Origin of the sequence: Mesorhizobium huakuii (assembly GCF_030160235.1) — a bacterium.
Lineage (GTDB): Bacteria > Pseudomonadota > Alphaproteobacteria > Rhizobiales > Rhizobiaceae > Mesorhizobium > Mesorhizobium huakuii.
The window spans coordinates 152,901-163,655 of sequence record NZ_BSNY01000037.1; the positions used below are offsets into that span (position 1 = coordinate 152,901).

Sequence of the window (10,755 nt, forward strand, 5' to 3'; positions counted from 1 at the left end):
AGAACCGTAGGCGAGTCGCTTGAAACCTGTTGTGCCAACGGCTATTGCCGGGACGAGCTATTGTACTGTCATCACGATGACGGCTGATGATCAAGACAAGCCGGCTGCGCTGCCACTCATAGGACGAGCATTCCATGAAACTGATTGTTGTGACGCCGGCCGGCCGCGAGAAATATCTTCGCTTGCTGGGGCATCACGTCCTGAAAAGCCCTGACGTGCATGAGTGGCACCTGTGGGACAATTGCCGCAACGAAGCCGACCGCGCCTACCTGCAACAACTGGCCGCTTCCGATCCGCGATGCAGGATCAAAAGACTTCCGCATGCCGATGGCGGAATCAATGTCATCGGTGACTTCTACCGTTTTTGCGATGATCCCGATGCTTTCTACCTTCGCCTCGACGATGACGTGGTTTTTGTCGAGGACGGCTTCTTCCAAAAATTCATGGCAAGGGTCATGGTCGAAAGAGGATCGGCTATCTGGTACGCGCCGTTGATCATCAACAACGCGATCTGCAATTCACTGATCAAGCAACTCTCCAAGGTTCTGGTGGACGGTCCGCTCACCTGCCAGGCGTCCTGCGAATTCTCCTGGGCCTATGCGAGCTTTCCGCAGGCGCTTCACCCGGTGTTCATTGAAGCCGTCCGTTCCAACCGGCTCGGTGACTTCCGCGTGCCGGACCGGGAGATCAGGCTGTCGCGCTTCTCGATCAATGCGTTCGGTTTTTTTGGATCGGACATTGTCAGCCTGGGAGAGCGCTTCCAGCCGCCGTCGGGCGGTGACGAGGAAGAGTGGCTGTCGGCGACGCTGCCGGCAAGGCTGGACCGGCCAGGCAAGATTTTTGGCGACCTGATCGTTGCCCATTTCGGCTTTTACACCCAGGAGCGCGAATTGCTGCGCACCAACATACTCGACGGCTACTATGGTCTGGCTGGTCTGGCGGACCCGATCTACGAGAAACCTCCTCTCCATCTGAGAGAGCGATTTAGGCAATGGCGCAGGATCAGGCGGGGAAAGACACCGCGCTACACGATCTCGCTTCCGGCGATCGTTTCAAGCTGACCCCGGGATCAAGCGACTGGTCGACGAGATCGACGGCAAGGAGCGCGCCGGTGCCACCGGGAGTGGGCCTTCTCGGCTTGAGCTCTGGCGCGGCGGCACCGCGCAGCACCGCCTCGCAGTCGACAAGCAGCCGCTGCCGTTCCAACAGGTTGAGAGCGACGGGTTGACCAAGCTCGCCGGCTATCAACGGCGACTCGTCTCTTTCGAAAGCTGGCTGCCGAGGTCTTAACCGGCCTCATGCATCTTCCTGGCCTGGCTAAAATCAGCCAACCGGCCTCTGTACGCGCTTCGCGGAACCGACCAGTTCCGGAGCGCCAGCCAGGGTGTGCCATTGAAGTCGCCGAAACATATTGACTGTATAGTTAGTTACATTTAGTCCTGTTGCGAACGATCAAGTCGGTCAGCTGGCATCCGCCCGTGAATGGCCGCGAAAAGGGGAATATCTTGACAGCCAGCCGGTGCGTTTGGGCCGAAGGGCACAGTCAGGCTTGTTCATCAGCAGGAGACGGACCGATGCGGCGACGCAACCGGTCCCAACAATGGGAGCACTAGCATGAACTGGAAACTGACCGCGGCGGCCGTCGGGCTGTCGCTGCTCGCCGCGACAGGCGTTGCCCGCGCCGATGGCGAACTCAACATCTACAATTGGGGCAACTACACCAGCCCGGACCTCATCAAGAAGTTCGAGGAGACCTATAAAGTCAAGGTCACCGTCACCGACTATGATTCCAACGACACCGCATTGGCCAAGGTCCGCCAGGGCGCGTCCGGCTATGACATCGTCGTGCCGTCGGCCAGCGTCGTGCCGGTCTGGATCAGCGAAGGTCTGCTCCTGGAGACCGACCCCAGCAAGATGGAGAATTTCAAGAATGTCGATCCCAGATGGGTCGACGTTCCCTTCGATCCGGGCCGCAAATACACTGTTCCGTGGCAGTGGGGGACGACAGGCATTTCGGTGAACAAGTCGGTCTATGCCGGCGATCCGAACACCTCGGCGATTTTCCTGGACCCGCCGCCGGAGCTAGTCGGCAAGATCAATGTCGTGCCCGAAATGGGGGACATCATGTTCCTCGCCATCGCCTATGAGGGCGGCAAATATTGCACGAACGACATGCAGGTGCTGAAGAAGGTGCACGACAAGCTGGTCGAGGCGAAGGCGAAATGGCTCTCGCTCGACTACGCGGCCGTCGACGGCCTGGGCAGGGGCGACATCGCCGCCGGCGTCAACTGGAACGGCATATCGCTGCGCGAGCGGCTGCAGAACGACAAGATCGTCTACGGCTATCCCAAGGAAGGTTTTCCGATCTGGATGGACAATGTCGCCGTCCTCAAGGACGCCAAGAATGTCGAGAACGCCAAGCTGTTCCAGAATTTCATCATGGATCCCAAGAACGCCGCGATGATCTCGGCCTTCGCCCGCTATGCCAACGGCATCAAGGGCTCCGAGGCCTTCATGCCAGACGACATGAAGACGGCGCCGGAAGTGGACGTTCCGGTTGAATTCGCCGCCAAGGGCCAGTTCATGCCGGCCTGTCCACCGGATGTGCAGGCGCTCTACACGAAGATCTGGACGGACCTCCAGAAATAGCGTCGCCGGAACAAGCCAACCACACTCACCGGACCGCGCGTCGCGGTCCGGCAACCCTCGATGCCAGGTGCGGTCTCGCGATCGCAGGAGATTTCCGATGTCCGATCTAGACCTCTGCTACATGCCGGCCCATGAGGCGCTGCGGCTGTTCAAGGCGAAGAAACTCTCGCCCGTCGAATTGATGCAGGCCACCATTCGCCGCGCCGAAGCCACCAGATCGGCGATCAACTGCTTCACCTTCACGCATTTCGAAGAGGCGATGAAGCTGGCCGCCAGGGCCGAGGCGAAATACGCCAGGGGCGCCAGGACCGGCGCGCTGGAAGGCCTGCCGATCGGCATCAAGGATGAGAGCTACATCAAGGGCAAGCCGACCTCGCATGGCTCGCTGCTGTCCAGGGATGCTTTGGGCGGCCACACCTCGACAATGAACGAGCGCATCATGAAGGCCGGCGGCATCGTACATGCCCGCACCGCGACGCCGGAATTCAGTTGTGCCGGATACACCTGGTCGAAGCGGTGGGGGGTGACGCGCAATCCATGGAATACGGACTTTACGCCGGGCGGCTCGTCGGGTGGTGCTGCGGCCACGCTCGCTTCCGGAACATCATCGATCGCCACCGGTTCGGACATTGCTGGATCGATCCGCATTCCGGCCTCGGCCTGCGGTCTGGTCGGCTACAAGCCGCCTTACGGCCGCAATCCCGACGAGCCGCCCTTCAACCTCGATTTCTACTGCCACACCGGGCCGCTGGCGCGAAATGTCAGGGACGCCATCCTGCTGCAGAACGTCATGGCCGGACCGAGCCCGCTCGACATCGCCACGCTGCGTCCCAAGCTGCGCCTGCCGCTCGACTACAAGCCGATCAAAGGCTGGAGGATCGCCCTTTCCATGGATCTCGGCTCCTTCGAGATCGACCCCGACGTGCGCAAGAACACGCTCGCCGCCTGCGATGTGTTCCGTTCGCTCGGCGCCACGGTCGAGGAAGTCGATCTCGGCTGGGATGATGGGGTGCTCAAGGCCGGAATGGCCTATCTCGAACACCTGTTCGGCGCGTCGCTGTCGCAACTGCTCGCGGAGCACGCCGGCGACATGACCAGCTATGCCCGGCGGTTCGCCGAGGACGGGCAGAAGTCCAAGGCCACCGACTTCGTCGCGACGCTGGACGTGGCGGCGAGAATGTACCAGACGCTCGGCCCGCTGTTGGAGACCTATGATGTCCTGATCTGCCCGACAAACGCGCTGCCCGCGGTGCCGGCGGAGTTCGACCAGACCAGGGACAGGGTCGAAATCAACGGCAAGGAGGTGAACCCCTCGCTGGGCTGGGTGATGACGACGCCGTTCAACATGCTGAGCCGTTGCCCTGTTCTGTCCATACCATCGGGCCACGCCGCCAGCGGCGTGCCGACAGGCATCCAGATCGTCGGCCGCACCTATAGCGACGCCGATGTCTTCCGGGCGGGGCTGGCCTATGAAACGGCGCGGGGGCAATGGTATGGGAGCACGGCGACACGCCCGTCGCTCTGAGCGATTTCCGGGACGGGCCGGCGTGCCATGTGGCAAAGCAATCTATGCGGCGGGATATCTCCGCCGCGGGTCCGAAAGGCCTGACGAAAATGGCGCAACGCAAGGCGACCGCAAAGCCGGAGAAACGCAAGCTCGCGACGACCAAGGGCGCGGCAAACGATGCCGCGCCGCCCAAGGACCGCCGGCGCGAGCGCGGCGAAGCCAGCGTGCAGCGCATCATCGACGCCACCATCGAACTCATCGCGGAGGAGGGCTTGGCGAGCCTCACCATGCAGCGCATCGCCGAACATGTCGGCTCGTCCAACGCGCTGGTCGTCTTTCATTTCCGCAGCAAGGAAAACCTGTTCCGGGCCGTGCTTCAGTATCTCAGCGATCAGTATGACGCGCTGTGGATCAGCCTGGTGCGGGCGCCCGGCCTGTCGCCGGTCGAAAGGCTGCTGGGCGCCGTCGATTGCGCGCAGCGTTTCGCCCGGCAGCATCCGAAATGGGTATCGGTCTTTGTCGTGTTCTCAAGCGACCGCAAGAGCATGCAGATCTACAATGAGATCGGCCTGCCGAGCGATCTCGCCTACACCGCCGAAGCGCGCGAGCTGCTGATCGAGATTGCGCGCAGCGGCGGCTATGCCGGTGTCGACATCAACACCTTGTCGGAGAGCCTGAATTATCTGGTTCACGGCGCATGGTACTGGGACCATCTGAACCCATCGAGCCGCGACACCAATGTGCTGCGCAAGACCATGCTGCTCCTGCTGCATCAGGCATTTCCGCGGCATTTTGAATTGATGCCGTAGCTGCTCTCAGGGGCGCTGCCGCAGGTGGCAGCCTGCCTGGCGTTTCTGCGCCAGGTACTCGTCGATCAGCTGGCGGTAGCGCACCTTGCCGAAGCTCGGGAAATGGCCGCCATGCACGACCGAGACATCGAGATCGCGCATGGCGAGCAGTGTCTCGACATAGTCCGACATATCCGAATGGTAGACGTCGTCGATAAGCAGGCCGTCATAGATGATGTCGCCGGACAACAGTATGCCGGTCTTCTTCTCGTAGAGCGCGATGCCGCCGGGTGAATGGCCCGGTGTGTGGATCACTTCGAAGGCGCGGTCGCCGAGATCGACGACATCGCCATGCGCGAGCAGGCGGTCGGCCGGGGCAGGCATGATCCGGTAGCGGGACGACTCCCAGCCTTGCGGCAATCCATCGAACATATCGTTGGTCGCATAGCGGTCGGCCACCGTCCATTCGTTGCGCGGATCGGCGAGAATTTTTGCTTCGGCCCGGTGCACGCAGCGGTCGGGAAATTCGTGATGACAGCCAATATGGTCGAAATGCGTGTGGCTGGCGACGCAGGTCAGCTTGCGCTCGCTCACCAGCGGCACGTGTTTGCGCAGGCTGAAATGGCCGAGGCCGGTGTCGAACAGAAGGTCGCGGTCGCGGCCGCGCACATGCCAGATGTTGCAGCGGAAGAACGGCTTGATCCACGGCTCGTGGATCAGCGTGACGCCGTCGGCCATGCGGATGGTCTCGTACCAGTCTGGTGCGTCGATGACCGGAAGGGATCCCATTTCAGTCCGCCAAGACGATGATCTGGTCGGTATCGCACGAAACGGCAAGCGTGTCGCCGGGCTGGACGGTGGTTGACGCCGGCAGCTTGGCGATGAACTGCAGCGAGGGGTCTTCGACGGAGACGGCAAGCACGCGCTTGAAACTACCCTGGAAGACGACATCGCTCACTTTCGCCATGCCGAGGCTTGCGGTGCCGGCGGCCCCACCGAGCATGAGATGCTCCGGCCGGATGGCCAGTGCGACAGCCGAGCCCTCAGGCAAGGCGCTGCGCACCGAAACCGGTCCGGCCGGCGTCGTGACCGTGCCTGTCCTGTCCCCGGCTTCCGTGACCTTGCCGGCAAGGATCGTGCTTTCGCCCATGAAGGTCGCCGAAAAACGCGTCGCCGGCCTGGCATAGACGCGCTCGGGCGGCCCTTCGTCCTCGATGCGGCCGTCATTCATCACCACGCAATGGTCGGCCAGCGCCATCGCCTCTTCCTGGTCATGGGTGACATGGATGAAGGCGGTGCCGACGCGCTTCTGAATCGCCTTCAACTCGTCCTGCATCTGCCGGCGCAGTTTGAGATCGAGCGCGCCGAGCGGCTCGTCGAGCAGAAGCACCGCCGGCTCGATGACCAGCGCCCGCGCCAGCGCCACGCGCTGCCTCTGCCCGCCGGAGAGCTGATGCGGCTTCTTGTCGAAGGCGGAGGACAGCCCCACCAGCGCCAGCGCCTCGCGCGCCTTTGCGGCGCGTGTCGCGCCGTCGACACCTTGCATGCGCAGCCCAAAGCCGACATTGCCGCCGACGCTCATATGCGGGAACAGCGCATAATCCTGGAACACGGTCGTCGTCGGGCGCCTGGCCGGCGGCACCGCGGTGCAATCCTCGCCGCGGATGAACACCTTGCCTTCGCTGGGCGTGACGAAGCCGCCCAGGATGGACAACAGCGTCGTCTTGCCCGAGCCCGACGGCCCGAGCAGGATGGTGTAGCTGCCGGGCTCGATCCGCAGCGAGACGTTCTTCAGCACGGCCAGCTGCCCGAAACGGTGCGAGACGGCGCGGATATCGACCAGGGGCGCGGTCATGTCTTTCTCCGGCGCAGCAATGTCAGTTCGAACAGCACGACCAGCACGATGGAAACGGCAAAGACCAGCGAACCGACGGCATTGGTCTTCGGGTTGAGACCGGAGCGCAGCAGATTCCAGATCTCCACCGGCAGCGTGGTGTCGAAGCGGGTGAGCAGGAAGGAGATCACGAACTCGTCCCAGGAGAAAGTCATCGACAGGAAGAAGCCGGCGAAGATGGCCGGCGCCATGACCGGCACGGTGATCAAGAGCAGCACCTTCCATTCCGACGCGCCGAGGTCGCGCGCGGCGCGCTCGATGTTGATCTGATGATCGCCCATCTGGCTGTAGATGATGGCAAAGCACAGCGGCAGGTTGATCACGACGTGACCGATGCCGGCGGCGAGCAGCGATTTCGGCACGCCGGCCCAGTTGAACAGCACCAGCAGGCCCATGCCGATGATGAGATAGCTGACCGTCAAAGGCAGCGTGATCAGCCCGCGCAGCAGGCCGGACCCCGGCAGCACGAAGCGCGCGAAACCCCAGGCGGAGAGGAAGCCGAGCGTGACCGCGGTGGCCGAGGAGATGGACGCCACCAGCAGCGAGTTGACCAGTGCCGAGGTCAGCCTGACGTCGCTGAGAACCGCGTCGTACCAGCGCAGAGACGGGCCGGTGAAGGGCGGAATGGGGAAGGAGGTCGCCTGCAGCGAGAACAGCACCAGCACGACAACAGGTAGAAAGATGAAGCCGTAGACGGCAAGCGCGTAGAGCCAGGAAGCGACGCGGATGATCCTGCGCATCTCAGGCCCGCTCGATCTTCAGCCAGCGGGCACAGGCAAGGTAGGCGACGGTAACGACCGCCATCAGGATGATCGACAGGGCCGAGGCGAGGGGAAAATCGCCGCGCCGGCCGATCTGCATCATCACCAGCTGCGGCATCAAAAGCTCGTTGTTGCCGCCCAGAATCTGCGGCGTGATGTAGTCGCCAATGCACAACACGAAGGTGAGGAAGGCGCCGACCATGATGCCCGGCAAGGTCAGCGGCAGGATGACATGCAGGAAGGTACGCACCGGTCCTGCGCCAAGATCGGCGGCCGCCTTGCGGTAGCTCGGGCTGAGCTGCTTGAGGTTGGCGAAAATGGTCAGCGTCAGCAGCATGACGAAGAAATGCACGAAGCCGGTGGCGGCGGCCAAACGCGTGTTGGCGAGCTGCAGCGGCTCGGTGATCAAGCCGGAACCGGTGAGCGCGCGGTTGATGACGCCGTTCTGCGCCAGCACCAGCAGCCACGAATAGGAACGCACGACATAGGACGTCCAGAAGGGCAGCACGGCCAGCATCAGCGCCAGCCGCTGCCAGCGTTCCGGCACCTGTTCGGCGAGGATCCAGGCGAAGGGATAGGCGAGCAGCACCGAAACCACGGTGACGATGGCCGTCACCTCCAGCGAGTTCACCATTGCCTGCCAATAGGAGGGATTGGTGAAGAACTGGCTGTAGTTGGAAAGCGTGAAGCCGCCGCCTTCATGCGCCGTGAGGCTGGAAAACCCCATGGCAATGAACGGCAGCACGAAGAACAGCAGCGTCCAGCCGAGCGCCGGTGTCACCAGCGCCCAGGGCAGGGCAGAGCCTGCCCGGGGCACAGAGTTGTTTCCCGCCGAGTTCATGCGCAGCGGCCGCTCACTTCGCCTGCAGCATTTCGGTCCACATGTCCTGCATCTTCTTGTCGAGATCGGCGTTCGGCGCGGGATAGGCCTGGGCGCGGGCGAGGAAGCCCGGCTGCTCGTCGAAGCGCAGCACCTTTTTCTGGTCGTCGGTCAGCGCCGCCTTGGTGTTGGCGGGCATGCCCCAATAGCAGGATGAGGTGGCAAGGCGCGCCTGGCCTTCCGGGCTCATAATGTACTGGATGAATTTCAGCGCCATGTCCTTGTTCTTGGAATCCTTGAACATGGCCAGCGACTGCGACCACAGCACCGCACCCTCTTTCGGGATCGAGAAGTCCAGGGCCGGGTTCTCCTTGGCCAGCCCCGCCGTCACCCATTCGCCGCCGCCGACCAGAATGTCGACCTCGCCGGTGGCAAGGGCGGTCTGGCTGGCGGTGACTTCGCCGACCAGCTTGGCGTTGGCCTTCATCTTGAGCAGCTCGTCCTTGAGCGCCGGCAGATCGGCTTCGGTGAGCTCAGCCGTCTTCTTGCCGATGGCCAGTGCCGCCATGCCGATGACCGGCAGGTAATAGTCGTAGATGGCGACCTTGCCCTTGTATTTGTCTGATGTCAGCGATGCCAGGGACTGCATGTCGGCCGGATCGACCTTGGTCTTGTTGAAGCCGATCGTGTTGTAGCCGAACTTTTCGGTGATGCCGTAGCGCTTGCCGCCGACGACGGTGGAGCCATCCATTTTTACCTGCGGGAAGAGGTCGGCGAAGGGCAACTTGTCCTCCGGCAGCGGCTCGAACAGGCCTTTTTCGACGCCGCGCGGCACGTCGATGCTATCGATCACCATCACGTCCCAGTCGCCGGGCTGCGACTGCTCGACGATGGCCAGGCCAGCGCCTGTACCCTCGAACTCCTTGACGTTGACCTTGACGTTGTTGGCCTCTTCGAAAGGCTGCAGAAGTGCGGGATCGGAATGGTCGCACCAGATCAGCGCGTTGAGATCGGCGGCCTCGGCGAGGTTGCCCGCGCCAAGCAGCAGGGCCGTGGCGGCGCAGGCGGCATGCAGATGGCGCTTCAGGATGCAAAGCGGATTCCCGGATTTGACGGACATCGAGTGTTCTCCCTTGCCTTTGTGGCTTCTTGCAAAAAGTTGAACCAATTCTAAAATTGAGTCAATTCTGTTTTTGTGGCAAGAGGCTGCTATGAGCGGATTGCGGGCAAGGCAAAAGGCGGACCGGCACAGGCGCATCATCGAGGCGGCGGCAGCACTTTTCCGCGAGGCCGGCTATGAGGGCGCCAAGATCGAGGCGATTGCCGCGCAGGCGGAAGTGTCGATCGGCACGATCTACAATTACTATGAGAACAAGGGCGACATCCTCGGCGCCATCGTCTCGCTGGAGGTCAACGAGGTGCTCAATGCCGGGCGCGGCGTCGTCGCCAGGCCGCCGGCCAATGTCGGCGACGCGCTGGACACGCTGATCGGCATCTATATCGAGCACTCGCTGCATTATCTCAGCAAGGAGATGTGGCGCCAGGCCATGGCGATTTCGACGCAATTGCCTGACAGCCCGTTCGGCCAGGCCTACACCGCGCTCGACCGCTCACTCACCGAACAGATTCGCGCACTGATCGCCCGGCTGCAGGAGATTGGCCTGGTGCGCCAGGACATAGATGGCGCGGCGCTCGGCGAACTGATCTTCAACAATATGAACATGATGTTCATCGAATTCGTGAAACGCGACGAGGCCAGGATTCCGGAGCTGCGCGCAGCGATACGCCGGCAGAACCGGATATTGGTGGCGGCGATCGGGGTGTGATTGGGGTAGCCTCATTCTGGCAACCAACATGTCCGGCGAGACTGGTGCCCCCGGACGGCGCTAAATGCCAAATCCAACTGAGGCGTTCCACCCGAACTAACCGTTAAAAATCAAGGGGGTAGAAGGGGCTCTTCCCCCGAAGCGGTTAAGCTCGGTGTACCTCTTTGTGCCCGAGCGGTGTACCTGATGTCAAGGACGGCTCGCCAACTTTTACGATGCTCCGCTTAGCTCCTGAGCCTCCCCGACGGTATCGGTTCGCGTCCATCTGATGTTGCCATCAAGGTCCCTGTACCGCTCAACCCGATACCGCCCGAAGTGGGTCAAGAGATACCAGTCCCTCAGACCGTTGAAGCCGATCTCCGTCTTGCTGGTCTTGATGGTGATGAAGTTCTGCAATGCCTGCGCTCCTGTCTGTTCGCCGCTCCACAATGAAGCGACGATGGCAGGGATACGAGCTATGGCGGAAAATGGGTGATGACGGTTTGAGAAGGGCGGCGTATCGAGGCGGGT

At 62.2% G+C, this 10,755-nt stretch carries 11 protein-coding genes; 5 read left to right on the forward strand and 6 right to left on the reverse strand.

All coding sequences use genetic code 11. From position 1 onward, the window contains the following. The first annotated feature begins 134 nt into the window (after positions 1-134). The 4 genes from QQK95_RS20320 (at position 135) to QQK95_RS20335 (ending at position 4,965) form a co-directional block, all read left to right on the forward strand. Entirely contained in the window at positions 135-1,061 is a 927-nt protein-coding gene (locus QQK95_RS20320; protein WP_284275974.1) for a hypothetical protein, read from the forward strand. 553 nt (positions 1,062-1,614) lie between these two features. Continuing rightward, positions 1,615-2,649, forward strand: a complete 1,035-nt coding sequence (locus QQK95_RS20325) for an extracellular solute-binding protein (RefSeq protein ID WP_284275976.1) — start codon at positions 1,615-1,617, stop codon at positions 2,647-2,649. 97 nt (positions 2,650-2,746) lie between these two features. Then, positions 2,747-4,174 carry an amidase gene (locus tag QQK95_RS20330; protein WP_284275978.1) on the forward strand — a complete coding sequence of 476 codons (1,428 nt, stop codon included), beginning with the start codon at positions 2,747-2,749 and terminating at the stop codon, positions 4,172-4,174. An 89-nt stretch (positions 4,175-4,263) separates the two neighbouring features. Next, positions 4,264-4,965 (forward strand): TetR/AcrR family transcriptional regulator, encoded by a 702-nt coding sequence (locus QQK95_RS20335; protein ID WP_284275980.1) that lies wholly within the window; start codon positions 4,264-4,266, stop codon positions 4,963-4,965. A gap of 6 nt (positions 4,966-4,971) precedes the next feature. On the opposite strand, the gene QQK95_RS20340 is transcribed toward QQK95_RS20335, so the two are convergent. The 5 genes from QQK95_RS20340 to QQK95_RS20360 are packed head-to-tail and all read right to left on the reverse strand — an operon-like array spanning position 4,972 to position 9,539. Beyond that, entirely contained in the window at positions 4,972-5,733 is a 762-nt protein-coding gene (locus QQK95_RS20340; RefSeq protein WP_284275982.1) for an MBL fold metallo-hydrolase, read from the reverse strand. Between the two features lies 1 nt (position 5,734). After that, positions 5,735-6,799, reverse strand: coding sequence for an ABC transporter ATP-binding protein (locus QQK95_RS20345; protein WP_284275984.1), 1,065 nt, complete (start codon positions 6,797-6,799; stop codon positions 5,735-5,737). Next, the gene (locus QQK95_RS20350; protein WP_284275986.1) at positions 6,796-7,578 is read right to left on the reverse strand and encodes an ABC transporter permease; all 783 of its coding nucleotides are present in this window, start codon (positions 7,576-7,578) and stop codon (positions 6,796-6,798) included. Before QQK95_RS20350 ends, QQK95_RS20345 begins: the two co-directional genes overlap by 4 nt. A 1-nt stretch (position 7,579) precedes the next feature. After that, entirely contained in the window at positions 7,580-8,440 is an 861-nt protein-coding gene (locus tag QQK95_RS20355; RefSeq protein ID WP_284275988.1) for an ABC transporter permease, read from the reverse strand. A 13-nt stretch (positions 8,441-8,453) separates the two neighbouring features. Further along, the gene (locus QQK95_RS20360; RefSeq protein ID WP_284275990.1) at positions 8,454-9,539 is read right to left on the reverse strand and encodes a polyamine ABC transporter substrate-binding protein; all 1,086 of its coding nucleotides are present in this window, start codon (positions 9,537-9,539) and stop codon (positions 8,454-8,456) included. 91 nt (positions 9,540-9,630) lie between these two features. Here QQK95_RS20360 and QQK95_RS20365 point away from each other — a divergent pair, with 91 nt between their 5' ends. Then, positions 9,631-10,245: a TetR/AcrR family transcriptional regulator gene (locus QQK95_RS20365; RefSeq protein WP_010909235.1), complete on the forward strand. Its 615-nt coding sequence runs from the start codon at positions 9,631-9,633 to the stop codon at positions 10,243-10,245. A gap of 210 nt (positions 10,246-10,455) precedes the next feature. On the opposite strand, the gene QQK95_RS20370 is transcribed toward QQK95_RS20365, so the two are convergent. Beyond that, on the reverse strand, positions 10,456-10,755 hold a 300-nt coding region (locus QQK95_RS20370; protein ID WP_284275992.1), incomplete at its 5' end, for a hypothetical protein.

What these genes read in the sequence shown, in the direction of transcription:
- QQK95_RS20355 (WP_284275988.1), bottom strand. Translation starts at nt 8,440, where the DNA reads ATGAACTCGGCGGGAAACAACTCTGTGCCCCGGGCAGGCTCTGCCCTG.
- QQK95_RS20335 (WP_284275980.1), top strand. Translation starts at nt 4,264, where the DNA reads ATGGCGCAACGCAAGGCGACCGCAAAGCCGGAGAAACGCAAGCTCGCG.
- QQK95_RS20360 (WP_284275990.1), bottom strand. Translation starts at nt 9,539, where the DNA reads ATGTCCGTCAAATCCGGGAATCCGCTTTGCATCCTGAAGCGCCATCTG.
- QQK95_RS20340 (WP_284275982.1), bottom strand. Translation starts at nt 5,733, where the DNA reads ATGGGATCCCTTCCGGTCATCGACGCACCAGACTGGTACGAGACCATC.
- QQK95_RS20350 (WP_284275986.1), bottom strand. Translation starts at nt 7,578, where the DNA reads ATGCGCAGGATCATCCGCGTCGCTTCCTGGCTCTACGCGCTTGCCGTC.
- QQK95_RS20325 (WP_284275976.1), top strand. Translation starts at nt 1,615, where the DNA reads ATGAACTGGAAACTGACCGCGGCGGCCGTCGGGCTGTCGCTGCTCGCC.
- QQK95_RS20330 (WP_284275978.1), top strand. Translation starts at nt 2,747, where the DNA reads ATGTCCGATCTAGACCTCTGCTACATGCCGGCCCATGAGGCGCTGCGG.
- QQK95_RS20365 (WP_010909235.1), top strand. Translation starts at nt 9,631, where the DNA reads ATGAGCGGATTGCGGGCAAGGCAAAAGGCGGACCGGCACAGGCGCATC.
- QQK95_RS20345 (WP_284275984.1), bottom strand. Translation starts at nt 6,799, where the DNA reads ATGACCGCGCCCCTGGTCGATATCCGCGCCGTCTCGCACCGTTTCGGG.
- QQK95_RS20320 (WP_284275974.1), top strand. Translation starts at nt 135, where the DNA reads ATGAAACTGATTGTTGTGACGCCGGCCGGCCGCGAGAAATATCTTCGC.